General features: G+C 70.1%; 26 protein-coding genes and 2 pseudogenes. 16 read left to right on the forward strand and 12 right to left on the reverse strand.

The window, feature by feature from the left end:
* Positions 1–243 precede the first annotated feature (243 nt).
* The gene (locus ACFYS8_RS03090) at positions 244–1,152 is read left to right on the forward strand and encodes a DMT family transporter (RefSeq protein WP_387634924.1); all 909 of its coding nucleotides are present in this window, start codon (positions 244–246) and stop codon (positions 1,150–1,152) included.
* A gap of 64 nt (positions 1,153–1,216) precedes the next feature.
* Here the strand turns inward: ACFYS8_RS03090 and ACFYS8_RS03095 are convergent, their stop codons facing one another.
* The 8 genes from ACFYS8_RS03095 to ACFYS8_RS03130 form a co-directional block, all read right to left on the reverse strand.
* Positions 1,217–1,441, reverse strand: coding sequence for a GAP family protein (locus tag ACFYS8_RS03095; RefSeq protein WP_387634927.1), 225 nt, complete (start codon positions 1,439–1,441; stop codon positions 1,217–1,219).
* Positions 1,399–1,722, reverse strand: a complete 324-nt coding sequence (locus tag ACFYS8_RS03100; protein ID WP_387634930.1) for a GAP family protein — start codon at positions 1,720–1,722, stop codon at positions 1,399–1,401. Before ACFYS8_RS03100 ends, ACFYS8_RS03095 begins: the two co-directional genes overlap by 43 nt.
* On the reverse strand, positions 1,716–1,898 hold the full coding sequence (locus ACFYS8_RS03105) for a hypothetical protein (RefSeq protein WP_387634932.1): 183 nt from the start codon (positions 1,896–1,898) through the stop codon (positions 1,716–1,718). Before ACFYS8_RS03105 ends, ACFYS8_RS03100 begins: the two co-directional genes overlap by 7 nt.
* Before the next feature lie 117 nt (positions 1,899–2,015).
* Positions 2,016–2,348, reverse strand: a complete 333-nt coding sequence (locus ACFYS8_RS03110) for a hypothetical protein (RefSeq protein ID WP_387634934.1) — start codon at positions 2,346–2,348, stop codon at positions 2,016–2,018.
* 19 nt (positions 2,349–2,367) lie between these two features.
* A protein-coding gene (locus ACFYS8_RS03115) for an IS5 family transposase (protein ID WP_387636819.1) occupies positions 2,368–3,224 on the reverse strand; the annotation gives its coding sequence in 2 pieces (ribosomal slippage) (positions 2,368–2,979 and positions 2,982–3,224; 855 coding nt in all).
* Positions 3,225–3,561: 337 nt separating this feature from the next.
* On the reverse strand, positions 3,562–4,356 hold the full coding sequence (locus tag ACFYS8_RS03120) for a hypothetical protein (RefSeq protein ID WP_387634937.1): 795 nt from the start codon (positions 4,354–4,356) through the stop codon (positions 3,562–3,564).
* Between the two features lie 7 nt (positions 4,357–4,363).
* Positions 4,364–4,915, reverse strand: a complete 552-nt coding sequence (locus ACFYS8_RS03125; RefSeq protein ID WP_387634939.1) for a hypothetical protein — start codon at positions 4,913–4,915, stop codon at positions 4,364–4,366.
* A complete protein-coding gene (locus tag ACFYS8_RS03130; protein ID WP_387634941.1) occupies positions 4,896–5,660 on the reverse strand; it encodes a hypothetical protein in 765 nt (254 codons plus the stop codon). The genes ACFYS8_RS03125 and ACFYS8_RS03130 overlap by 20 nt, the downstream gene beginning before the upstream one ends.
* A gap of 296 nt (positions 5,661–5,956) precedes the next feature.
* Here ACFYS8_RS03130 and ACFYS8_RS03135 point away from each other — a divergent pair.
* The 3 genes and pseudogenes from ACFYS8_RS03135 to ACFYS8_RS03145 all read left to right on the forward strand — a co-directional run.
* A pseudogene (locus ACFYS8_RS03135) lies at positions 5,957–6,133 on the forward strand (colicin E3/pyocin S6 family cytotoxin); the annotation flags it as partial.
* Positions 6,130–6,369, forward strand: coding sequence for a hypothetical protein (locus ACFYS8_RS03140; RefSeq protein WP_387634944.1), 240 nt, complete (start codon positions 6,130–6,132; stop codon positions 6,367–6,369). The pseudogene ACFYS8_RS03135 and the gene ACFYS8_RS03140, both read left to right, overlap by 4 nt.
* A 200-nt stretch (positions 6,370–6,569) precedes the next feature.
* Positions 6,570–7,220 (forward strand): annotated as a pseudogene (locus tag ACFYS8_RS03145) (transposase family protein); the annotation flags it as partial.
* Between the two features lie 156 nt (positions 7,221–7,376).
* Here the strand turns inward: ACFYS8_RS03145 and ACFYS8_RS03150 are convergent.
* Positions 7,377–8,447, reverse strand: a complete 1,071-nt coding sequence (locus ACFYS8_RS03150) for an RNA ligase (ATP) (RefSeq protein WP_387634946.1) — start codon at positions 8,445–8,447, stop codon at positions 7,377–7,379.
* A gap of 167 nt (positions 8,448–8,614) precedes the next feature.
* On the reverse strand, positions 8,615–9,919 hold the full coding sequence (locus tag ACFYS8_RS03155) for a TIM44-like domain-containing protein (protein ID WP_387634948.1): 1,305 nt from the start codon (positions 9,917–9,919) through the stop codon (positions 8,615–8,617).
* Between the two features lie 217 nt (positions 9,920–10,136).
* Between ACFYS8_RS03155 and ACFYS8_RS03160 the strand changes: the two genes are divergently transcribed.
* Positions 10,137–10,361 (forward strand): LPXTG cell wall anchor domain-containing protein, encoded by a 225-nt coding sequence (locus tag ACFYS8_RS03160; RefSeq protein WP_387634951.1) that lies wholly within the window; start codon positions 10,137–10,139, stop codon positions 10,359–10,361.
* 287 nt (positions 10,362–10,648) lie between these two features.
* Here the strand turns inward: ACFYS8_RS03160 and ACFYS8_RS03165 are convergent, their stop codons facing one another.
* Positions 10,649–11,365: a class I SAM-dependent methyltransferase gene (locus ACFYS8_RS03165; RefSeq protein ID WP_387634954.1), complete on the reverse strand. Its 717-nt coding sequence runs from the start codon at positions 11,363–11,365 to the stop codon at positions 10,649–10,651.
* 727 nt (positions 11,366–12,092) lie between these two features.
* Between ACFYS8_RS03165 and ACFYS8_RS03170 the strand changes: the two genes are divergently transcribed.
* From ACFYS8_RS03170 to ACFYS8_RS03195, 6 genes are all read left to right on the forward strand, one after another.
* Positions 12,093–12,443: a calmodulin gene (locus tag ACFYS8_RS03170; protein ID WP_387634957.1), complete on the forward strand. Its 351-nt coding sequence runs from the start codon at positions 12,093–12,095 to the stop codon at positions 12,441–12,443.
* A 366-nt stretch (positions 12,444–12,809) separates the two neighbouring features.
* Entirely contained in the window at positions 12,810–13,835 is a 1,026-nt protein-coding gene (locus ACFYS8_RS03175) for a ferritin-like protein (RefSeq protein ID WP_387634959.1), read from the forward strand.
* Positions 13,836–15,017, forward strand: a complete 1,182-nt coding sequence (locus ACFYS8_RS03180; RefSeq protein ID WP_387636822.1) for a TIGR02679 family protein — start codon at positions 13,836–13,838, stop codon at positions 15,015–15,017.
* Positions 15,018–15,613: 596 nt separating this feature from the next.
* Entirely contained in the window at positions 15,614–16,132 is a 519-nt protein-coding gene (locus ACFYS8_RS03185) for a MarR family winged helix-turn-helix transcriptional regulator (RefSeq protein ID WP_387634962.1), read from the forward strand.
* A gap of 156 nt (positions 16,133–16,288) precedes the next feature.
* Positions 16,289–16,753, forward strand: a complete 465-nt coding sequence (locus ACFYS8_RS03190; RefSeq protein WP_387634964.1) for a hypothetical protein — start codon at positions 16,289–16,291, stop codon at positions 16,751–16,753.
* Positions 16,754–16,862: 109 nt separating this feature from the next.
* Positions 16,863–17,714 (forward strand): NmrA family NAD(P)-binding protein, encoded by an 852-nt coding sequence (locus tag ACFYS8_RS03195; protein ID WP_387634966.1) that lies wholly within the window; start codon positions 16,863–16,865, stop codon positions 17,712–17,714.
* 160 nt (positions 17,715–17,874) lie between these two features.
* Here the strand turns inward: ACFYS8_RS03195 and ACFYS8_RS03200 are convergent, their stop codons facing one another.
* Positions 17,875–18,825, reverse strand: coding sequence for a LysR family transcriptional regulator (locus tag ACFYS8_RS03200; protein WP_387634968.1), 951 nt, complete (start codon positions 18,823–18,825; stop codon positions 17,875–17,877).
* 170 nt (positions 18,826–18,995) lie between these two features.
* On the opposite strand from ACFYS8_RS03200, the gene ACFYS8_RS03205 reads away from it, so the two are divergent.
* The 5 genes from ACFYS8_RS03205 (at position 18,996) to ACFYS8_RS03225 (ending at position 22,917) form a co-directional block, all read left to right on the forward strand.
* Complete coding sequence (locus tag ACFYS8_RS03205) at positions 18,996–19,691, forward strand: type 1 glutamine amidotransferase domain-containing protein (RefSeq protein WP_387634970.1); 696 nt, start codon at positions 18,996–18,998, stop codon at positions 19,689–19,691.
* Between the two features lie 4 nt (positions 19,692–19,695).
* Positions 19,696–20,271, forward strand: a complete 576-nt coding sequence (locus tag ACFYS8_RS03210; RefSeq protein ID WP_387634972.1) for a TetR/AcrR family transcriptional regulator — start codon at positions 19,696–19,698, stop codon at positions 20,269–20,271.
* A 42-nt stretch (positions 20,272–20,313) separates the two neighbouring features.
* Positions 20,314–21,327: an NADP-dependent oxidoreductase gene (locus ACFYS8_RS03215; RefSeq protein WP_387634975.1), complete on the forward strand. Its 1,014-nt coding sequence runs from the start codon at positions 20,314–20,316 to the stop codon at positions 21,325–21,327.
* Positions 21,328–21,442: 115 nt separating this feature from the next.
* Complete coding sequence (locus tag ACFYS8_RS03220) at positions 21,443–21,580, forward strand: hypothetical protein (protein ID WP_387634978.1); 138 nt, start codon at positions 21,443–21,445, stop codon at positions 21,578–21,580.
* Positions 21,581–21,603: 23 nt separating this feature from the next.
* Positions 21,604–22,917, forward strand: coding sequence for an aldehyde dehydrogenase family protein (locus ACFYS8_RS03225; RefSeq protein WP_387634980.1), 1,314 nt, complete (start codon positions 21,604–21,606; stop codon positions 22,915–22,917).
* Positions 22,918–22,977: the final 60 nt, after the last annotated feature.

Raw genomic sequence — 22,977 nt, forward strand, 5'->3', positions numbered from 1 at the left:
CGCTCTCCCCCCGGCACCATTCCGTCAACCTACAGTGATCCCGACTGAACCAGCCGACCCCCGCCGCCCGGTACAGTGACCGCCATGCATCGCGGTGTTCTGCCCCCTCCCGCCGTCTGAGCGGGCGGCCGGCCACTTCCTGAGCGCGTCCGGGATCCTGCCGTTTCGGGCGGGGCGACCGGGCTGGTTGGTGCTGCCCGCTTCCGTGGCCACTGACCATCACGGCTTTTCGGGAGTTCACCCGTGTTTTCCACGCACACTGCCCTGCCCGCGCGACGGGGCCTGCTGTACGTCGCGCTCGCCGCGACCGCCTGGGGTACCGCCGGGGCGGCGGCCGCGCTGCTGTTCCGGCAGAGCGGGCTGGGGCCGCTGGCCCTGACGTTCTGGCGTTCGCTCGGCGGTGCGGGCGTCCTGCTCGCGCTGCGGCTGTCCACCAAGGCGAGGCGCCCGCGGCCCGCCCCCGCCCGAATCCTGTTCAACGGGCTCGGGCTGACGCTGTTCCAGGCCGCGTACTTCCTCGCGGTGCAGCACGCGGGCCTGGCGGTGGCCACGGTCGTGACGCTCGGTTCGGCGCCCGTGATGGTGGCTCTCGGCGGACGGCTGCTGATGGGCGAACGCCTGGGCCGCGCCGGGGTGTCGGCGATCGCGGGCGCGCTGCTGGGCCTGACGGTGCTGATGCTCGGCGGCGGCGGGGGCGTAAAGGCCGAACCGCTGGGCCTGGCCTGGGCGTTGACCTCGGCGGCCGGCTACGCGGCGATCACCGTCGCCACCCGCCACTGGGCCCGTACCGGCACCGCGGACGACCCGGCGGTCACCACGCTCTGGTCGTTCACGGTCTGCGCGGTCTGCCTGGCACCGTTCGCCCTCGCCGAGGGCCTCCTCCCGTCGACGCACGCCCTGCCGTCCACCCTGCTGCTGCTCGGCTACCTGGCGACCGTGCCGACCGCCCTCGCGTACGCGCTCTACTTCGCGGGCGCGGCAGTGATCCGCGCCGCCACCGCCTCCGTGGTGGCCCTGATCGAACCCCTCAGCGCGACGGTGATCGCCGCCGCCGTCCTGGACGAGCCGCTCACCCCGTCCGTCCTGCTCGGCACGTCCGTCCTGCTGCTGTCGGTAACGGCCCTGGCCCGCACGGAGCTCCGGGCCGACTGACCTCCGGCCAGGCCCACAAGGCAACGATGGGACGGCCCGACAAGGGCCGTCCCACACCGCCCCCCTACGAGCTGAGCCCACCGATGCCCCTGCCCAGCAGGGCGACACCGATCACCAGCAGCACCACGGTCATCACCACAGCATTGTTCTGCTCCAGCCAGCCCCGGAGTCGCTCCAGCGGCCCGGTCATCCGGTCGCGTGCCGCCAGGTAGCCGCTCACCGGGACGGCGACCGTGCTCGCCGCGATCAGCGTGAACACCACCACGGCCACCACAGCACCGCCGCCCACCCGGCCAGGAACCCGGGGCTGGTCCTGGTCGCCTGCCGCGACAGCAGCATCAAGACGACCGCGATGATCGGAATCGGACTGATCGCCACGCCCACCGCCAACGGCAACAGCTCACCGATCTGCGTATCAGCGTCAACCGGGCCGGCGGTGTGGTCCTCGGCGTGACGCGATCCACGGCGTGTGCCTGCCGGTTGTCGTCGCAGGCCGGCATCCTCCACCTGCCCGCCAGCCCCTTCCGGGAGAGATGACGGGCCGTCGGAAAGCCGGCAAAAGGTCAGCATTCATCCACCCAGACCCCTGCAAAAAAGGACAGCGCCCACGGCCGGCCGGGTCTGGACGGGTCCAGCGTCCGGCCTCCGCGGTACTTCACCGCCTGGACCAGGCGCCGGAACTGAGCCGGACGCAGCCCGGTGAACACCTCGATGAGCTCACGACGCGCCGCCGACAGCAGCTGCACACCCAGACCGACATCGCCCAGCCCACAGAGTTACGAGGCAGGCGTCCACCGAATGGCTCTCATGAAGGCACGCGGATCTGAGAGCGCGTTTGAGATCTCAAGGATTCGCCGGGTCGGCTACTCCCGGGACGCGACTGCGAGGAAGTATTCGACAGCATGTCTCAGTGCGGCCTCCAGTGCTGCCAGGCCCTTGGCTGTACGCCAGTCGTTGGTTCCTGCTTGGCACGCATGCCATGCGTCGACGTAGACGTCTTCTATGTCAGCGATGCTGAGCAGCAGCTCGTCGAGATCATCGCCCGAGACCCGACTCCGGCCAGTGTCGAGGATCCTGGCGTTCATCTCGGCCCGGGCGACCAGGACCTCGCCTGCGCGACGAAGGTGCACGGCACCGACATTCGGACTGACGATGATCTCGGATAGAACTCGAAGTGCGGGTGCTGGGACGTACACCGGGAACCCCCTTGGGGCGTCATGTGCTGGTGCGGGACAGGAGCCTTGGACCTGGTAGGGTAGCGGGCTGGCCTCGCGTGAGCCGCCGGACCATGATGCTGATCATCGCCCATCGAATCATCGTCTCGGAGTGGGCCGGGCTGGTCTCGTAGTCCCTGGCTAGGCGCCGGTGGGCGGTGAGCCACGAGAACGTGCGCTCTACCGCCCACCGCTTCGACTGGACCTGGAAGCCGCGCTGGTCGGGGTCCTTGCGGACGATCTCCAGGTCGCGGCCGAGGATCTGAGCGACCCACTCGACCAGGCGGCCGGCGAAGCCCTGGTCCGCCCAGACCTTCTTGACGCTGGGATGATCGAGCCTGGTCCACAGCAACGGCCGCTTCGCGCCGTCGCGGTCCTGGATGCTCGCCGCGACGACGTGGACGGCCAGCAGCAGGCCAAGGGTGTCGGTGACGATGAACCTCTTGCGACCTTTCACCTTCTTGCCCGCATCGAAGCCCCTGGTCGCGGCCGGGACTGTGTCGGCAGTGCGGACGGACTGCGAGTCGATCAGCCCGGCGCTCGGCTCCGCATCACGGCCGTCAGCCTCGCGAACCTTGCGGCGCAGCGCGTCATGGATGCGCTCGACGGTTCCGTCGCCGTGCGCCACGTGAAGTACCAGTACACCGTCGGCCACGGAGCAAAGTCGTTCGGTAACTGCCGCCAAGCACACCCGGTGCGCACCACGTAGAAGATCGCGTCCGCGATCCGCCGCCGCGGATGCTTCTCCCGCCGACCACCCTTCGGGCCAACCCGCGCAGGCGGAAGCAACGGCTCCACCAGCGCCCACTGCTCATCCGTCAGGTCCGACGGATACCCACCCCCAACACTGCTCACGATGAGCTCAACGAACGCCTCAGCAACGGGACACGGCAGATCTCAAACACGGTCTGAAGAACGAGTTCTACGAACGGGTCCGCACCGAAACCCAGCAGATTCCCGAGAACGAGAAGCGGCTCCGCGAACCAATCGCCAAACTCAAGAAGACCACCACCCACCAGAAAGCGGAGCTCGAAGAACTCCGCAGAGTGGTCACCCAATTCGCCCTCGCCGAAGCCGTCCTGACTCAGGCGCAAGAAACAGCAGCAGAACACAGTGTCCGCCCCGACAACGTCGTCCCCCTCCGGCCACCCACCGCCTTAGCCGCTCCGCTGATCCCTACCCTCGGCGAGGCCGGTCAAGGTGAGCCCAAAGCACAGAAGAGAATGCTCGGATAGGTGGCAGTGAACGCCCAGAAGAAGGTGTTCAGTCGCATCAGAAATGCTGCTCCCACATGGAATGTGAGCATGGCCGCGAGCATTGCGTAGGTCAAAGGTCGAATTCCCAGTAGTACGGTAGGGAATACGCACTCAAGCGCCATGATCAGCCACCCCAGGGTCCAGAAGGTTCTCTGATGACGCGCGAGGACCGCGCCAAGGCGGCGGTAGCCGTAGCTGCTTGTGCCGAGGATGCCTGGCAGAGCGCCCCCCTCCCGCCAGACCGGGGACGCCAACTTGGCGACGCCAGCGGTGAGGTAGGCGAGACATGCCTGTGCCGAAATGAACCAGAGGAAGAGCTTGTAGGAGTTTGGGGTGGCGATCGCCTCCGAAAGTGCGGCGCCAACGAAGATGATGACCGTCAGCTGATCGGCCCCGTCCGTGCCGTACGGCGAGCGTTGCGCCAGGAGAGATGAGCTCACCGCGATCAGGGCCGCCAGGGCGGCAAGCGGCAGCGGCGGGCCGACCATCACTGCCGCGGCGGCGAGTAGCCGCAGGACAAGCACCACCGCGAAGTTCGGGTAGGCGAAAAGCCGTTCCAGCATTGCTTCGGCTCGCGGCGTCACCATCCAGGCGTGGCTGGTTCGGGTCACTGACCAACTGGCGAGGGCATCATCGGCCAGGAGGCCTGGACGAAGGAGGTATTCCAGCGATGAGATGGCCACGCCGACGGCTGCCAAGCCGACCGTGAGGCGCATGGCAAGTTCAGCATTCACGGTGAAGTCATCCGATCGCGTGCATCGACGAGACGAAGACGACTTCCGGGGGTTCAGTGGACGCTGAGCTCTGTGTGGCTACCAGAGCAAACTGCGTGAGACATTCTCCATCCAGGCGGGGCAGCCCGGAGATGTGGTTGAGTAGCGCCAAGTACGGCACGGACAGCTCGATCTCCTTCTTGTTTCGATCGTCGACGACCAGATTCATGAGCTCGACGGTGATGTCGATCATCGCCTTGGTGTGGCGGCGGCCCGGGTTCCACAACGCGCACAGAGGCAACCGGCTCACTGGCAGGCGCGGAGCCTCTCGCCATCGCGACAGTGAACCGCTGGAGGCCTGGTCGCGGAAGACAAGGACGAAGTCCTGTGTCCCTGGTCGTGGCGCGAAGAAGTGCCAGCGCGGGATCAGGCCGAACACGTCGGCCTTTCTCAGCCGGTTCTGAACACGTGACGGCGCCTGACATAGGGCTGTTGCCAGCAACCAGCCGACGAACAGGCCGGCGAGCAGCACTTCTGCGAGCGGGCGCATGGCGTAGGCCTCAACCGTGGTCGTGTCCAAGCAGTTCGCGGCGGAGGTTGAGTAGTTTGCGTGCTGAGGCTGCAGGGCCCAGACGCTCGATCCCCTCTGCTGAGAGCGAGACATCTTCGGGCCGGGGAGCCGCCATGCAGGCCATCGCGATCGTGACAGCGATGACGGCCTGGGCGTAGTCCGTCCAGTTGTCGCAGCAGTCGGCGCGCATGGCGACATTCATCTCGAGCTGGCTCTCGGGCACCTGCTCGACCGCGGCTCGCTCGGCCTCGGTCAGAGGTGGCATGTGCCGGAGTGCAATGGCGGCGAGACCGCCCTCGGCTCCGGGGACGTGGTGCTCGACGAGTGTGAACTCGCCAGGGTCGAGACGGCCGCCATTGAAAGGGTTTTCCAGCACCAGAAGATTCGGCCCAGGGGGCGGGAAGATGTTTGTCGCAAGCGTCTTGGCCCCGTACCGAATGGTGGCGAAGCTCGCCGAGGCCCGCAGAAGCCGGTACGCGTGGTAGTAGCTCGAGCGCTCCCGGCCTTCGAACATGGCACGGATCTCCCGCGACAGCTGGACATCGGCTCCAGCGGGGCCCGACGTGGCGTCACGGACGCGCTGAAGGATGGGATCCCCGTCATGCGCGACGAAGACCGTGATGCTCCCAGGGGGCGCCAGTACCCCCTGGGAGGGATCGCTGGGCACGTAGTCGATGATCTCGATGCGACTGCGGCGGAGCTCGCGCTCCTCCATCTCATCAGCCGCAAGCTGCAGCGCAGTAGATCTGTCCATGACAGGCCAATCTCCGTTCACGATAGGGCGCCAGCACAAGAAGAATGCGTGCGAAGTATTTGATTGTCGACAGCACGCCACCCACGCGCCGACCGCCAGGAACTGGAACCAGCAGGTCAGGAGGTTGAAGGAGCTCGAACAGCGGCTTCCGAAATCACCCGGTCGGCGCATGGGAACAGAACCATTCCAGCGTTTCCGCCCAAGGAGCTGATAACACGATCTTGCTGATCGTTGCTGGTGGGGCGCAACCGATGTGACGATTCGTCCGTTCGTGATGGCGTGAGCAACAAGCCTCCGTCCAGAAGGGCGGTGGCCTGCGCCCGCGCTGGGAGGATAAGAAGAACATCTACGAGTGGGACTCCCAGCAGGGCGAGGTCGAGAAGTACGACAAGCAGGGCAAGCATCTCGGCGCGTTCGACGTGAACGGCAAGCAGCTCAAGGGGCCCGAGGCAGGACGGACGTGCGTGAAATGATCTGGGTTGTACTCGGGTTCGACCGCAGTGACGACGAGCTCGTTGTCGAGCGGACCCTCCCGGCCTCGTTCGACGAGGCGAGCGCCGCCAACCTGGTCGGGCCGTGGCCCGACCTGATCGGCTCCAGCTTCCCGCTGTCCGACGATCAGCTACCCGTGATCGAGGAACTGATCGGGGTCAAGGCCGATGGTGCGAAGGTCTCCTATTTCCTTGAGGCCCAGCAGGGCTCGCACTAAGAGGTCCTAACAGAAGCCGCTGTGGGCGTGACTGTCGAGCTTGGTGCTCGTTAGTTGGTGCGCGGGGAAGAGAGTGAGCCTTTTCAAGGCGGGCACCGTTCGGGTGACGGCAGGGTGCTCGGATGAGAGCAGAACGAACGAGGCTCCCCGTCGGTTGAGCGAGATGTCTCACGTCTCAAGCAGCCAACCAGAGAGCCTCGTTGGTCACCGACCCTGCCGCACTGAACCTGCCGCACGCGCTCGTCGAGTGGGTCACCATGCTCATCGTCACCCGCGAGGGTGACCGCCGCTGAAAACTCCGGCCCTCTCAACGGGCTCTGGTCGCGCTGGTCTACCTGCGCAAGCACGACACCCTCGCCCAGATCGCCGCCGGCTTCCGGATCAGCGTCGGCACCGCCCATGCCTACGTCCACCAGGCCACCGACCTGCTCGCCCGGAAGGCGCCCGGCCTGACCCGGGCCCTGCGCGAGGTCGACCCGGAATACGTCCTGGTCGACGGAACCCTCGCCGAGTACGACCGCGTCGGCGACGGCCGCGCCGACTACTCCGGCAAACACCGCCGCCACGGCGTCAACCACCAGGTCATCACCGGCCCGACAGGCAAGCTCGTGCGGATCTCCCGCGCCCTGCCCGGCCGTACCCACGACCTCACCGCCGCCCGCACCCACCGCATCGTCAGGACCTGCGTCCGGCTACGTATCCCGGCCCTGGCCGACATGGCGTACACAGGCGCCGGCGGCACGTTCGCCGTGCCGACCAGACACCCCGCCCGCAAGGAGCCGACCACTGGGCAGCGGTCGCTGAACCGGGCCCACGCCCGGCTCCGTCACCCCGTCGAACGCGACGTCGCTGACCCACGATTCCTTGGGCCGCCGCCGGGCCACGAGCCGCTGCCAGGTAAGCGCTCCCACCCCAGCGGCGACGAGGCCGGGGACGGGAAAGGGGCCGACGTTGGGCAGGCGACGGGGCTTCCGCCTTCGGGCTGAAGCCCCGCCGCGCCCGGCCTGCTATTCGTACTCGGTGCCGCCCTTGCGCGTCAGGTAGCCGCCGCCGACCGCCTTGACGATCGCCCGGCCGCCCAGGACCCAGCTGTAGCGCTCGACCGCGGGCCGGACCACCACGCCCTCCCTGGTGTGCAACTGTCGCCCGGTGACGGTCTCGCGGCCCTCGGCGAGTTCCAGTACGCGTTCCGCGTCGAACGGTCCGCGCCACAGCTCGGGCACCACCGGCAGCTCGCCGGCGAGCAGTTGGGACGCGTCCAGCCAGTGCAGCTGGCCGTCGATCACCGCCGAGACGTCGAACGCCGCGTATCCGGGCGGCTGTTCGGTGCGGCTGCTCGCCCCGTACCCGAGGTCCTGCACGCCTTCCCCGAAGACCTCACCGAAGATCCCGACCCGGCTCGCCCCCAGCCGGTCGGCGATCCGGCCGGCCAACTCCGGTATGCCGTAGGCGCGGACGGCACGCCAGTAGAGGTTCCGCCCGTCCTCCTTCAGCGCGAGGCCCTGCGCCCCGATGCCCTTGGACGAGACCTGGACCGCGCCGGTGTCGGCGTGGAAGGTGAGCAGGCAGCAGCTTCCGTGCAGCTTCTCGGTGACCACCACCGGCTCGCCCGGTTCGAAGACGTCGGGGAAGCGCTTGAGGTTCTCGATGTCCACCCAGGGCAGCAGGTCGGGCGCCGGCTCGACGTCGCCGCTCATCATGGTCGGCACCGGCGGCGCCCACTTGGTGACACCGAGCAGCTCCGCGAAGTCCGTGCGTTCCTCGGCCGCCCGGGACAGGTCGACCCCGGCAAGGGCGCGGGGGCGGCAGACGATGCCCTGCGACAGCTCGCCGCGCAGCCGCACCGCCTTGACCCGGTCGGCCTTGCCGCCCGCGAGCCGGCCGGTCAGCCCGAGCTCCTCGATCAGTTCGGACGGCAGCACCGACTGCTCGGGGATGTAGCACGCGAAGTCCCCGGTCCGGTACGCCCCCTTGGCCACCACGGCCCGGTAGAGGCCGACCTGCGCCAGCTCCAGGGCGTCCGCGTTCGGGTGCTCCAGGACGGTCAGGCGCTCGGCGGTCACCCGCAGTGTGGACATGGCGGTTTCGTCCTCCCCTAATCGAAATGTCCGCTAATCGGAATGTCCGCGAACCGGACGAGATCAACTCTGTCGGGTGGACACCCTCCGGCGCCAAGGGTTTTCGGACTCCCCTGCCACATCCATCAAGGCCTGACCAGCCAGGATGCGCGCAGCGCGGGCCCCGCCTACGCCGCGTCGGCGGCGATCACGGTCCACGCGTTGCTCGACGTGTCGTCCAGCCGGAGATCGAACGCGAAGCCGATCGGCCTGCGCTCGCGCGCGTCGCCGCGGAGCACCTGCTCGCTGCGCCGGTCGACCTCGTAGTAGACGCCCTCCGCGTCGACCGCGACCCGGAAGACGATCGGGTCGCGCGAGACCAGCGAGCGCACGGTGACCGACTTGACGACGGCGTTGCGCATGACGGTTCGGTTGACGGTGCGCACGGACGTGAAGTCCAGGCTGCCGTCGTTCATGACCCACTCCTCGAGGAACCGCTCAACGGCGACCTCGAGAACCGCCTTGTCGAACCGGCCGTCGAGCACGCTCAGGTCGCCGACGGCGTTGTCGGCGTCCGTGCTCCACGAGATGTTGGTGAGCGACAGGATGTCGCTCACGCCCTTGACCGCGGTCTTCCCGGCCACCTCGAGCACCGCCTCGCGGGCGACCTCCTTCTGGTCCCAGCCGTCCGTCTCGATGGCGCTGGTCAGGTGGTGCGCACCCTCGGCCGCCTGCTCGATCGACGACACGATCCACTCCCCGGCCGGGTTCTTGCGCAGCGTCCAGTACTCGACCGGGCGGGTCGATCCGTCCTTGCGCACGGCGTCCGTGCCGTAGCCGCGGCGCACGTAGTCGTTGAGCGTCGCGGTGATCCGGAAGGTGACGGTGTCGTTCAGCTCGCCTGCGCGGTTCGCGACATCGACCAGCTCGACCACCGGGCCGGAGACGATCTCCACGACGTTGACCTCGCCGCGCGACGCGTAGTCGTGCAGTTCGTCGGCCCACTTGCCGTAGAGCACCGGGGACAGGATCTGCTGCAGCATGGCGAGATCGTTCCGGGTCCAGGCCTGCTGGGCGGTCGTGTACAGCCAGACGGCCCGGCGCTCGAGCGCGGCACGGTCGAAGGTCGCATCCGTTTCGGCGAGGGCATCGACCCGGGCCCCGATCTGGGCGGCGCGCTCGCGCGCCTGCGCGTCCGAGCGGTGCGCCGTACGGTCCGACACCGTGTTCAGGTCGGCCGCCTGCCTCGCCTTCCGGCGCCGGTACCTGAGCCACATGACCAGCAGGATCACAGCCACGATCACCAGCAGCGGGAAGATCCCACCGCCGCCGCCACCGGCCAGGAATCCGTAGCCGAAGCCGGTGCCGGTCGACCCGTGGAAGCCACCGCCCCCACCACCGCCACCACCACCGCCACCGAACCCGTGGCTACCGCCCCCGCCGCGGGCATACGCGACCGCCGGGCTGCTCAGCGCGACGACTCCAGCAACCACAGTTATCCATCGACGGGCGCGCACCGGGCTCCCCCTTCAAATAATCAGAGCTGTTCCACTCGAGCCTACAAGCCTGGACACCCGACAGACTTTGGGGTCAGCGAGCCTCCCGAGGACGGGGACGGCAGACCGACCCCGGCGAGCACCCCGTCCGCCAGGCTGGCCGGCCGGAACACTCTCCACTCCGAGAACCAGGCCCTCCACGGCGTCCTCGCGCATGGACCTGCTCGGCCGTGCTCCAGGCGTGCTCGCACCCGGGTTCAGCGTCGTCGTGGTGCCTTCGAAGCCGCCGCACGCCGGTGGCGGGGGTCACCTGCCGGACACGGGTTCGCCCGCGGGTCTCGCCGCGGCCGGTCTCGCCGGTGGCGGGCTGCTGACGCTGGGCGGTGTGCTGCTGTACCGGGCGCGTCGGCGTTCGGACGCGGACCGGCTCGTGGGATAACAACACCCATCACCTCGCCGCTCGTTCGGTGAAGGTGAATGGGACCGCCCCCGGGGCCTTCGGGCTCCGGGGCGGTCCCGCGCCATGTGGGGGCGGGGTGTTGTCCGCCGACATGAGGACGTCCGGGTGAGCGGACAGTTCGTGGTCCTTGTGGGCGGACAGCTCATCTCGCTGAGCAGCGCGATTGATCGCCGCCCGGAAGGTGCGACCGGCCGAGCGCAGCGGCATGGTGGCCACCGAGCCCGCTGAACCGCGGAATCATGCACCCCGTGCGCGGGGCCGCCCGGTCAGGCGCAGACGAGGGCGACGATGAACGGGTCCTCCCGTCCCGGCAGTTCCGACGCCGGATTCCGGACGGGGTGCCAGGTCAGGTCGGTGAAGCCGGCCTGGCGGGCGGACTGCTCGTAGACGTCCGCGTCCCAGCGGGTGAACGCCAGCACGACCGGCGGCTCGACCGGGAACTCCAGGACGAGAGCCGTGCCCCTCGGTACGGGCCGGGCCGCCGTCACCCGCGCCCCGACGGGCTGCCGGTCCGGGTCGGCAGCGTCGTAACCGGGGTGGACCGTCACCGCGACCAGGCGGCCACCGGGGACGAGGTTGGCGCGGATGCCCCGGAACATGTCGGCCATCCGCCCGGGGTCCTCGGCGTAGTTGAACAGCCAGACGGCCACCGCCGCGTCGAAGACCCCCAACACCGGCAGCGCGGCCGCGTCGTGCCGGTGGTACACGGCCCCAACAGGGCTCCGCGCCTCCTCCGCCCGGGCCAACGCCACCATCTCCGCCGAAACGTCCACCCCCACGGCGCGCGCGGCACCAAGCTCCCTCGCCAGCCGGGTGTAACGGCCGAACCCGCAGGCCACGTCGAGGACCCGGGCTCCCGCGAGATCCCCGAGCAGGGCACGCACCGCGGGCTCCTCCGGCGAATTGCCGTGATCGCGCTTGAAGTCGGCGTACCGCTCACCGATGGCGTCGTACTGGGCGGGTTCCTGCTCCCCTGCTGCCATGGAACACTCCTGACCGGACCGGTTCGGACATGCCGCGCACCAGCCTGCCAGAACACCGCGCGCCGCACCCATGAACGGGCCACAACTCGCCCCCGATGACCGGACGTTGACACCCCTCCCCCGGCGACGACGGCGAGCACCGGACCGGCGACCTCCCGTGTCCCGTCCTTCAACGGCGCCGAACAGGACTGCACTTCCTCAACCCCCGTGGTCTGCCCAACTCTCCGGAGCTCCCCCACCCCTCCAGGAGGACCCGTCAGAGGCATGCGACGACTGTCGGAATACGCATGCCTTACCTACTGCGTTGCCGTGTTGGGGTCAGCGTGGTGCGTTCACGAGCGTCGCAGCGCGGGGTGGTCGGCGACGACGGTGCAGCTGCCCCGGGCGCATGACGCACGCCACGCGGCGTTGAACCCCGTACTCCTGGGAGTCGCGCAGGCGTTGCGGTCGGTCCCGTGACTGCGCCGGGCCGACCGGCGGCATTCCGGATTCGATGGCCCCGGTTCTCGGCGCTTCCTTCCGGGTGATGTTCTGGGCCGATGAGCGATGCCGGGACCTCCGCTGCATTAGTGTCCGGATCCGGCGGCAGTCTGCCGCCGGGACGAACCGGAGCGGGAACGTCCTGCCCGTCCGACGAAGCCCGCGGGTCGGTGCGGACATGGCTGGTGTCCCGGCCGCCGTCGACACGGAACACGGCCGCTGATTCAAACTCTCGGAGGGGCACACGATGGCGACTTCCCGCTTCGGTCTCCAAGCAGCACCGAACGACGACGAGTTCGTGTTCCGACTCGACGACGAGCAGAAGATCAGGCACGCCCGGGCCGTCCTGGCGGGACTCGAGACGTCGAAAGTCCACGTCCAGGGACGAGTCGTCGCAGAGAAGTCGGACCACAACCCGGACTGGAACTTCCACCTGGCTCCCGACAGCATCACGTTCTTCGACGAGGCGGACGACGACTGCGACGCTTCGGCGCACTACGTCGCGATGCAGCTGGACCGGGTCGGCGAGGAGGGCTTCCTGCCGGACGGCGTCTGGGCCCCCGCCCGCTCGAAGATCACCCGCGAGCTCGACACCTGAGGCCCCGCTGTTCCGTCTGCCCGCAGGTGGGCGTCCATTCCGGCGCGGCAAGGGTCCAGGTCGACCCCGCGTCGACCACGGACCGAGGCCGCCGGCACCTGCAACTCCGGTCCGGGCTCGGCCGCGTCCGCTCCGGGCGCGCTACGCCGCCGCGGGTCCGCGCACGGCCCCGGACGGCGAGTACGCCGAAGGAGTCTTCGCTCATCTGTCCGCTTTTGTCACGATCCACTCCGGGAACGATCGAATGCGCACTCAGCGGCGCGGGGATTCGCACTGAACAGTCGTGATCGGCCGGAGCTTCTTCTCGAGCTCCGGCCGCGTCGACCGTGCCTGGCCGCCGCTCCCATCGAACGAACGGGAACCACCGTGACCACTTACGCCACCAAGCCGGTGCCGATCGCCGAACTCATGAAGACCCCAGCGGTCGATCACGACCTGGAGTGGATCAAGGAGAGTCTGCAGTCCGCCATCGCTCTGGAGTTGTCGACCCTGCCGCCCTACCTGTGTGGCATGTGGTCCATCAAGACCACGGGCTCCGATGCCGAGGCGGTGATCAAGAGCGTCGTCCACGACGAGATGTACCACATGGGGATGGTGTGCAACATGCTGTCGGCGATCGGCGGGACACCGCGCATCCTCGCCGCGGCCCCGCCGTATCCGGGCAAGCTGCCGGGCAATGTGCGGCCGACGATCGATGTGTACCTCCAGGGGCTGACCCAGACGTACGTCCGGGAGGTCTTCATGGAGATCGAGATGCCCGAGAACCCGCTCGCGCGCCTGCAGGAGGAGTGGGTCACGATCGGCCAGTTCTACGACGCGGTGCGGGACGCCTTCAACAACGTCAAACCATCCATCGGGTCGGGCCATCAGATGGAGACGCAAATCGGCAGGAACACGCTGGAGAAGTTCACCTCGGTCGACCAGATCACAAAGGCGATCGATGTGATCAAGGAGCAGGGAGAGGGCACCAGCCATCTGCCCGACGACCCCACCGCCGGCGGAAAGCTGGCCCACTACTACGGCTTCGGTGAGATCTGGAAGGGACACCGGCTGGTGCCCACGCCCTCCGGCCCCACACCGTACGACTGGGTCGGGGATCCGGTTCCCTTCCCCGAGACGTACCCCATGGGCCGGCTCACGCAGGGGGCCTGGCCCAACCCCGCGGGCGACGTGCAGGATCTGCTCACCGCCTTCAACGACCAGTACACCAAGATGCTCGACTTCCTGGAGACGGCATGGCGGGACGGGGACTCCTCCGCGCTGAGCCAGTCGGTCGGTGCGATGTTCACGCTGGAAGGGGCTGCGCAGGCGTTGATGGTCAAGCCCCTACCGGGTGACAGCACACACGTGTACGGGCCCGAGTTCCTCATCCACCGCCCCAACCACGGCTGAATCAACCGCCCCCGGCACGAGACAGGAACTACATCACGGGCGGCGAAGGCGCGGGGCGGGGCGGGGCGGGGCGGGGCAGTAGACCGTAGCGCCTTCGACCGCGATGGTCGGCCCGGGCGCTCCCTGTCCGTCTCCCTCCCCGCCGTGGACGCCGCGCTCCGGGCCAGCGGCGCCGGTCCGGACGGCCTCGCGGCCGCCGTGACCGCCCTGACCGGCCCGGTGACGGACCGCCACGGGCAGGAGGCCGCCGTGGCGGCGGCCTGGCGGCGGGCGCTGGCCGAGCTCGACCGCCCCGCCGTCACCGGCCGTCCCGAACTCGCCGACTGGCACACCAAGTTGCCCGGCACCGGGCTGCTCAAACGGCTGTCCGGCGGCGATCCGGCCACGGCCCGGCAACTCGCCACCGACACCGCCCGGGTCCTCTCCCACCTCCCCGCGGACGGCCTCACCCTCCCTGTCCTCGCCGCCCGCACCATCGGCGACTCCCACGCGCTGGACCACGGCCGGCCGCTCACCACGCTCGTCCTCTCCGCCGTCCGGGCCCTCACCGCCCCCGCCGAACTCCTCGGCGGCGCCGAGAGCCGCCGGGCCGCTTGGGCCTCGGTCGGCGTGGCCCTGGACGAGCTGTCCTCCCGGGTCCTCGTCCTCAACCTCCCCGTTTCTCCCTCCGACCCGACCGGACGCATCCTCACCGCCGCCCGCGAGGACGGCGAACCCTGCCTCTTGACCCTCCGCCAACTCACCCGCCGGCCGCCCGCACTCGACCTCCACGGACGCACGGTCCGCGTCTGCGAGAACCCCGCGATCCTGGCCGCGGCCGCTGATGCGTACGGGCCCGACTGCCCGCCCATGGTCTGTGTCGAGGGCAACCCCTCCGTCGCCGCCCGCGTCCTGCTCACCGCCATCGCCGCCGCCGGCTCGCCCCTCGCCCACCACGGCGACTTCGACTGGGGCGGCGCCCGCATCGCCGCCACCGTCCTGCGCCTCCCCGGCGCCGTCCCCCGGCGCTACGACGCCCCCTCCTACCTCGCCGCCGTCCGACGCGGCCACGGCACCCCCCCTCACCACCGGCACCCCGCCCCCACGCCCTGGGACCCGTCCCTCTCCTCCGCCATCGCCGAACACGCCCTGCGCGTCGAGGAGGAGCACCTGCTCGACCAACTCCTCGCCGACCTCCGCTGACACGGCGCATTCGCGACCCCACCACCCCGGCACCCCCGCGCACCTGCACCCTGATCGGCCCCGACGGCCACCCGTACACCAGCACCACCCCCGGCACCCTCGGCGGCTACCGCCCCAGGCGCATCCACGGCCGCCTCGACCGCCCCTCCGCCCTGCGCTTCATCGCCGCCGGCCATGACGTCCGCCACCGCGTCTTCTTCCCGGACGAGGCCACCGCGATCGCCGCCGGCTACCGGCCCTGCGGCACGTGCCTGCCCGCGAAGTTCCGGCAGTGGAACGCCCGAGAGACCAGCGCGCTCCCCCGGCTCCGGCCGGTGTGACCGCGCAGGTCGGCCACCGGCCCGCCGGTGCGCGGGTCCCGGAGCCGGAGCGCGCGGTCGCCTTCTTCGGTGGCGAGCAGCGTCCGGGGAGGGGTGGGCGACAGCGGTCCGGAGCCGCCCGATGTGGCTGCCCTGACCCGCTGCCGGACCATGCCGTCGCCCCGGACCAGGGCAGCACCCGTCCCTGGAGGCATCGGCAGGCCAGGTGCCGTCGGGTGCCAATGGTCTGAGGCCGGCATCTTGACTCCCAAAGTAATTAGCTGCCATATTACGTGCATGAGGAGAGACGAGGCCGACGGCGAGCAGCCCACACTGGAGCAGGCCGGACGGCAACTGCGGCACTACGGCCTGGAGACGGACCCGCAGGCGGTACTGGTCGCGGTGCGGCTGATCTCCGCAGGTGCGAGGGTCGGCCGGGCGGCCGAAACCCACTTCGCCAGGTTCGGGCTGTCGACAGGCCGCTACCGACTGCTCGCGGACCTCGAAGGCCACGGAGGGGAGAAGTCCCCCTCGCAACTGGCGGCCGACCTCGACGTCTCCAGAGCCACGGTCACCGGCCTGTTGGACGGCCTGGAGCGCGAGGGCCTGATCGCCAGGCGCCCGTCCACCGAGGACGGGCGCGGCACGGTCGCGATCCTGACCGCGCGCGGCGCGCAGCGCCTGCGCGACATGGCGCCCGAGCATTTCGGGCGCTTGGAGGCGATGGTCTCGGGGCTCACCGTCGAGGAGCGCGCGGTGTTCCTGGACCTGCTCGCGCGCGTCGTGCGCGGCAGCTCGGCCCTGACCGCCGACTGACCCTGCCGACGGCCGGGCCGGGCTCCCATCCCGTGGATGGGAGCCCTTTTCGCGAAGCAGTAATTAGCCACCTAATTACTCTGTCGGGAAAGGCCTGCCGGCGATCCGGCCGCACCTTTTCGCCTTTCGGAACTCCAACGAGATGAAGAGGCCACGATGCCCGCAACGAACGACAGCACCGGCACGAACCGGGCGGCCGCCCGACCGTTCACGCTGTGGCGCGAGGTGTTGACCGCCTACGTCGCCCCCGCAGTGATGGCGGGTACCGCGGGAGTCGTCACCGGACAGGCGGATCTGACAGTGGCGGCCTGCACCTCCATCGCCGGCACTTCCGCGGTGGTGGCGTTCCTGGTCGGCACGTGGCTGCGGCACCGCGGGCAGCCGCGACGCTGGACCACTGCCCTGCCGCGCGTCGTCCTGACCGCGCTGCTCGTCATGGCGACCGCCGGTGTGGCGGCAGCGCTGGGATGGTTCGCCGCCGAGTGGCTGCCGGCCCGCGCCTCGATCCACGCCGCCCCCTGGCTGCGGCGACTGCGCATCGACCTGCCCGTCTCCGCCGTCCTCGCCACCACCATCGTCACCCTGCGCTGGCGCGGCACCCTCGCGAAAGCCCGGCCGTGACCGGCCCCGGCACCCGGGCACCGGCGCCCGGACGCACCGAACCCACCCCGGCGGCACCGGCTGCCGCGGAAGCCACCAAGCACCGAGGAGACACCCGATGATCGTTGTCATGGGAGCGACCGGAACCACCGGCACCGCCCTGCTCCACAGCCTGCGCGCACTCGACGTCCCCGTCCGCGCCCTCACCCGCACCCCGCACCGACCGCTCCCCGGCACCGCCGGCCCGCACGACCGGCGCGTCGAGGTCCGGTACGCCGACGCCGGCGACCCCGACTCGCTGCGCAACGCCTTCGCGGGCGCCGACCAACTCTTCCTCGCCATGGCCAACGGCCCCGCACAGGTCGAACTCGAAACCCGTGTCATCGACATCGCCGCCCGCAGCGGAATCGGACACATCGTCAAGCTCTCCGCCCCCGCCGCCGAACCTGCGGCACCCGTCGCGATATCCCGCGGACACCACGCCGTCGAGGAACACCTGCGCGCCTCCGGACTCACCGGCACCGTCCTGCGCCCCTACGCCTTCATGCAGAACCTGCTGCGCCTCGCGCCCACCGTGGCCCAGGGTCTCGTCCTCGGCACCATGGGGGACGCGCCCTGCAACTACATCGACTGCCGCGACATCGGCGACGTCGCGGCCGCCGTGCTCACCCGGCGCCACCTCGCGGGCGGCAGCTACACCCTGACCGGGCCGGAAGCCGTCTCCCACCCCGACCTCGCCGCCCGGCTGAGCGAACTGACCGGCCGCCGGATCCAGTACATCGACCTCGCACCGGACGAACTGCGCGACAACCTGATCCACCAGGCCGGCCTGCCCGCCTGGCTCGCCGACCACGTCGTGGAGATCCAGCAACTCGCCATCGCCCGGCCCGAGTTCCCCACCAGTACCGTCGCCGACATCCTCGGCCGGCCGCCCCGCACCCTCGACGCCTTCCTGGACGAACACCGTACCCACTTCCGGTGATTCAGTGATGCGCCCGCCACCTGAAGAAGACCGACTCCAGGTGGCGGGCACTCACCGCTCCCCGCACGCCTCACTCCGTCCGGAGCCGGGCGGGGTGCGGATCACCCATATTCCGGGGCGAGGGCGAGGGCGAGGGCGTGGGCGATGGCTGCGGCGACCCTCAGGCCTCGCGGGCGGAGCGCAGCAGGTGGTCTCGGACCAGCGTGACATGGGGGTTCGTGGACGATCCTGGGCGCTGGACCAGGAAGCCGGTGTTGATCGGCGGGTCGTCCGGATCGTTGAGGAGGGTCAGGGTGCCCGAGGCCAGATCGTCGGCGCACAGGTAGCGGGGCAGCACACTGAACCCTGCGCCGCCGACAACCGCCGCCTTGACTGCTCCGAGGTCGGGGACCGTGACGGTCGGCTGGCAGGTCAAGCGCCTGTCGAACACGTGGCGCCAGTAGCGGCGGACGATCGGCAGGTCCTCGGCGTACGAGACGAGCGGCACTCCGTGCAGGGCTGTGGGCCCCTCGGCGGCGAGGCGTGATCCGATCCGTTCGGCCCATGAAGGTGCGGCGACCAGGACGAATTCCTCGTCGGCCAGCGGTACGGAGGCGAGCGCGCGGCCGCGTGGGCGCAGGGTGGCCACCACCAGGTCGTGCCGGCCCGCGCGCAGTCCGTCGAGCAGGTCGTCGGTGAGGCCGAATGCGACGCGCAGGCGCACACCCTTGTCGACGAGCGGGGCGAGCGTCGGCATGACGCAGTGCGTGAGGTACTCGGCAGGCCCCGCCAGGTGCACGGGTTCCGCGTCGCTCTCGCCGAAGAGGGCGCCGCCGCTGACCGGGCCGAGGGCGTCCAACGGCTCCATGACCCGCGCGGCCAGCTCGTCGGCGAACGGGGTCGGGGCGACGCCGCGGGACAGCCGCTCGAACAGCTCCCGGCCCAGCTGGTTCTCCAGCGAGCGGATCTGCGTCGTCACTGTCGGTTGTGACAGGCCCAGCACGCGGGCGCCCGCGGTGAAGGCGCCGGCGCGGTACACCGCGAGGAACGTGCGCAGCAGATTCAGATCGAGAAGGCCGCTGCCTTGCGGCGACGGTATTCCCGGCGGTCCATTGGGATCCCTATCTCTCACATGTACGAGCCTATTGGATTCCGATGGGGTAGGGGTCCTACCTTCGAGGACGTCGCCGCACTGACGAACTGAACACGAAGTGTCAGTCCTTCGGAAACGTCAGCGGCGGCGACCTACCGTCCCCGATCCCTACGGCCCGTACGGGATCCGCACCCTCGGAGAACCACCTCATGTCGAAGATCCTCTTCGTCGTCACCGGCGCCGACCACTGGACGCTGGCCGACGGCACCAAGCACCCCACCGGCTTCTGGGCCGAGGAGGCCGTCGCCCCCTACCAGGCCTTCAAGGCGGCCGGTCACGAGATCGTGGTCGCCACGCCCGGCGGTGTCGTTCCCACCGTCGACAAGGGCAGCCTCGCCCCCGAGGCCAACGGCGGGCAGGAGAACGCCGACCGCATCGCCGACGCCCTGGCCGGCTTCGGCGAGCTGCAGGCACCGATCAAGGTCGAAGACATCGACCTCGACGACTACGCGGCCGTCTTCTACCCCGGCGGCCACGGCCCCATGGAGGACCTCGCGGTCAATGCCGACTCCGGCCGCCTCCTCACCCTCGCACTGGAGTCCGGCAAGCCGCTCGGAGTGGTCTGCCACGCCCCGGCCGCGCTGCTGGCGGCCGTCGAGGCCGACGGCACCAACGCCTTCGCCGGCTACGACGTCGCCGCCTTCACCAACGCCGAGGAGACCCAGGCCGGCTTTGCCGACAAGGCGAAGTGGCTGCTCCAGGACCGCCTCACCGAGGCCGGCGTGAACGTCCGGGTCGGCGAGCCGTGGGTGCCGAACGTGGTGGTCGACCGCAACCTGGTCACCGGCCAGAACCCGGCCTCCTCCGCCCCGCTGGCCGTCGAACTGCTCAAGAAGCTGGCCTGACCCGATGGGCACCGACCGGCTCGACGAGGTCCTCGACGCCACGTACGACTGCCTGACCAGGTACGGCGTGCGGCGCACCACGATGGACGACATCGCCACCACCATGGGCGTGTCCCGGTCCGCGGTCTACCAGTACGTGCGCAGCAAGGACGACGCCTTCCGGCGGCTCGCCGGGCGCCTGCACGAGCAGGCGCTCGTGCGGGCCCGCCGGGCAGCGGCCGACAGCGCGGTTCCGTACACCGCCCGCGTCCGGGGCGTGCTCGCCGCCAAGCTCGAACTCGTCCTCGCCCTGTCCGAGGACTCCCCGCACACGGCCGAACTCCTCGACGACAAGGCCCGCCTCTTCGGCGGGATCTGCTCCGGCTTCACCGCCGAGCTGCGCCACCTGCTCACCGGGCTCTTCGCCGAGGCGGGCACCGCAGAAGGGGTCGGGCCCGCCGAGGCCGCGGACATCTGCATCTCGCTCGTGGTCGGCCTGGAGAACGCGACGGACGCGCACCGCCTGCTGCCCCTGGGATCCGACGCCCTCGTGGCCGGACTGCTGGGCGTACCCGAGCCCATCGTGACCGCGGGCAGCTGACTTCCCCGACTCCCTCACACCGCACTACTTCTTAGGATCGTCATGTCTTTTTCCAGCCGTGAATGGCACCTCGTCGCCCGCCCCGTCGGCGAGCCCAAGGACTCGGACGTCGCGTTCGAGACGACCGCCGTGCCCGACCCGGGCCCCGGCCAGGTCGTCGTCCGCAACGACTACCTCTCCGTCGACCCCTACATGCGCGGGCGGATGAACGAAGGCGAGTCCTACATCCCGCAGTTCGAGCTGGGCGAGGCCATGACGGGCTCGGCCGTCGGCACCGTCGTCGCCTCGCAGGCCCCCGAGGTCCCGGTCGGCGCGACCGTCACCCACTTCCTCGGCTGGCGCGAGTTCGCCCTGCTGGGCGCCGCCGACGTTCAGCTCGTCGACCCCGAACTCGCCCCCGCCCAGGCCTACTTGGGCGCCCTCGGCACCACCGGCCTGACCGCCTGGGCCAGCCTCAAGGAGGTCGCCCCGGTCCAGGAGGGCGACGTCGTCTTCATCTCCGGTGCCGCGGGCGCCGTCGGTTCCGTCGCCGGGCAGTTCGCCCTCAAGCTCGGCGCCTCGCGCGTCATCGGCTCGGCCGGCGGCCCGGCCAAGGCCGAGCGGCTGACCAAGGACTTCGGCTACGACGTCGGTCTCGACTACCGCGCGGGCGACATCGCGGGGCAGCTCGCCACCGCCGCTCCGGGCGGCATCGACGTCTACCTCGACAACGTCGGCGGCGACCACCTCGACGCCGCTCTCCGGGCCATGAACCTGCGCGGCCGCGTCGCCCTGGTCGGCGCCATCTCGATGTACAACGCCACCGAGCTGCCCGCGGGCCCGCCGCACCTGCCGCTCGCCATCGGCAAGCGCATCAACCTGCGCGGCATGAACGTCAGCGACCACTTCCACCTCGTACCGGACTTCGCCCGACAGGCGGGCCGCTGGCTCAAGGACGGTTCGCTCGTCACCGACGAGACCGTCGTCGACGGCATCGAGAACGCCTTCGAGGCCTTCCAGGCCATGATGCGCGGCGCCAACACCGGCAAGATGCTCGTCCGCCTCCCGCAGGCCTGACCCACACCGGCCCCTGAACGCCGGCCGGTGGGCACGCCCCCCGGCCCACCGGCCGGGGCTCCCCACTCCCTCGCCCGGCCCGGCCCGGCCAGCACAGAGCGCCTTCCGCTACGAGGTGTACGTCGACGCCGAGGCTGCCGAAGCACACCGTGCGACTCCGCGTTTCCTCGCCCGGCGCCTGGCCGCCGAGCAGTACGTCGAGCCCGGCAGCCAGGTCAACCACAGCATCGACCTGCTGTTCAGCGCCCACTGACCAGCATCAGGAGTACCACTGCCATGTCTGACACCGAATCCCTCATCGCGTCACTGCGGGCCACGTTCCGCTCCGGCAGGACCAAGCCGATCGCCTGGCGCCGCGCCCAACTGACCGCACTGCGCACCCTGTTCACCGATAACCGGGATGCCATCGCCGACGCCCTCCAGGCCGATCTCCGCAAGCCGCGCGCCGAGGCGTACGCCGCCGAGATCGACTTCCCGATCCGCGAGATCGACCACACCCTCGCCCACCTGGAGGAGTGGCTGACCCCCGAACCGCTCGGCGCCCAGTCCCTGGCCGGGCTGCCGCAGGGCACGACCGCCGGAACCCACTACGAACCGCTGGGCACCGTTCTTGTCATCGCGCCCTGGAACTACCCGGTCCAGCTGTCGCTCGTCCCCGTCGCCGGGGCGCTCGCCTCCGGCAACACCGTCGTCCTCAAGCCGAGCGAACTCGCCCCCGCCGCCTCGGCGTTGATGGCCCGACTGGTGCCGGAGTACCTCGACCGGGACGCGGTCGCCGTCGTCGAGGGCGCGGTGCCCGAGACCACCGAGCTGCTCACCCAGCACTTCGACCACATCTTCTACACCGGCAACGGCACCGTCGGCCGCATCGTCATGCGCGCGGCAGCCGAGCACCTCACCCCCGTCACGCTCGAACTGGGCGGCAAGTCCCCGGTGTTCGTCGACAGCGACACCGACATCGACACGGTCGCGGCCCGCCTGGCCGACGCCAAGTTCCGCAATGCCGGCCAGACGTGCGTCGCCCCCGACTACGTCCTGACCGACCCGGCCACCGCCCGGCGCCTGGCGGCCGCACTCGCCGAGGCCACGGAGCGCATGTTCGGCAGCGACCCGCAGACCTCGGACGCGTACGGACGCCTCGTCAACCAGCGCCACTTCGACCGGGTCGCCGCTCTGCTCGACTCCGGCACCCTCGCCTTCGGCGGCACGACCGACCGCGACGACGTCTACATCGCGCCCACCGTCCTGACCGGCGTGAAGGCCGAGGACCCGGTCATGCAGGAAGAGATCTTCGGTCCCGTTCTGCCGATCGTCGAGGTCGCAGACCTGGACGAGGCCATCGCCTTCATCAACGACCGCGACAAGCCGCTGGCCCTGTACGGCTTCACCGGGAACGAGACCACGCGCGCTCGCCTCGCCGCCGAGACGTCTTCCGGCGGCCTCGGATTCGGCTTGCCCATGGCTCACCTCCGCGTACCCGACCTGCCCTTCGGCGGCGTCGGTGAGTCCGGCCGCGGCAGCTACCACGGCCCTCACTCCATCGCCACGTTCAGCCACCGCCGTGCCCGCCTCGACGTACCGCTGAACTGACCCCACCACCTCCCGCCAACGCCCGTCCAACGGACAGGTCGGGGCGGTGTCGCGCCGTTG

The sequence above is a fragment of the Kitasatospora sp. NPDC004615 genome (assembly GCF_042873545.1).
Taxonomy (GTDB): domain Bacteria; phylum Actinomycetota; class Actinomycetes; order Streptomycetales; family Streptomycetaceae; genus Kitasatospora.

What these genes read in the sequence shown, in the direction of transcription:
- ACFYS8_RS03140 (WP_387634944.1), top strand. Translation starts at nt 6,130, where the DNA reads ATGATCTGGGTTGTACTCGGGTTCGACCGCAGTGACGACGAGCTCGTT.
- ACFYS8_RS03215 (WP_387634975.1), top strand. Translation starts at nt 20,314, where the DNA reads ATGTCTTTTTCCAGCCGTGAATGGCACCTCGTCGCCCGCCCCGTCGGC.
- ACFYS8_RS03195 (WP_387634966.1), top strand. Translation starts at nt 16,863, where the DNA reads ATGGGAGCGACCGGAACCACCGGCACCGCCCTGCTCCACAGCCTGCGC.
- ACFYS8_RS03190 (WP_387634964.1), top strand. Translation starts at nt 16,289, where the DNA reads ATGCCCGCAACGAACGACAGCACCGGCACGAACCGGGCGGCCGCCCGA.
- ACFYS8_RS03100 (WP_387634930.1), bottom strand. Translation starts at nt 1,722, where the DNA reads ATGCTGACCTTTTGCCGGCTTTCCGACGGCCCGTCATCTCTCCCGGAA.
- ACFYS8_RS03130 (WP_387634941.1), bottom strand. Translation starts at nt 5,660, where the DNA reads ATGGACAGATCTACTGCGCTGCAGCTTGCGGCTGATGAGATGGAGGAG.
- ACFYS8_RS03165 (WP_387634954.1), bottom strand. Translation starts at nt 11,365, where the DNA reads ATGGCAGCAGGGGAGCAGGAACCCGCCCAGTACGACGCCATCGGTGAG.
- ACFYS8_RS03185 (WP_387634962.1), top strand. Translation starts at nt 15,614, where the DNA reads ATGAGGAGAGACGAGGCCGACGGCGAGCAGCCCACACTGGAGCAGGCC.
- ACFYS8_RS03170 (WP_387634957.1), top strand. Translation starts at nt 12,093, where the DNA reads ATGGCGACTTCCCGCTTCGGTCTCCAAGCAGCACCGAACGACGACGAG.
- ACFYS8_RS03210 (WP_387634972.1), top strand. Translation starts at nt 19,696, where the DNA reads ATGGGCACCGACCGGCTCGACGAGGTCCTCGACGCCACGTACGACTGC.
- ACFYS8_RS03225 (WP_387634980.1), top strand. Translation starts at nt 21,604, where the DNA reads ATGTCTGACACCGAATCCCTCATCGCGTCACTGCGGGCCACGTTCCGC.
- ACFYS8_RS03160 (WP_387634951.1), top strand. Translation starts at nt 10,137, where the DNA reads ATGGACCTGCTCGGCCGTGCTCCAGGCGTGCTCGCACCCGGGTTCAGC.
- ACFYS8_RS03150 (WP_387634946.1), bottom strand. Translation starts at nt 8,447, where the DNA reads ATGTCCACACTGCGGGTGACCGCCGAGCGCCTGACCGTCCTGGAGCAC.
- ACFYS8_RS03205 (WP_387634970.1), top strand. Translation starts at nt 18,996, where the DNA reads ATGTCGAAGATCCTCTTCGTCGTCACCGGCGCCGACCACTGGACGCTG.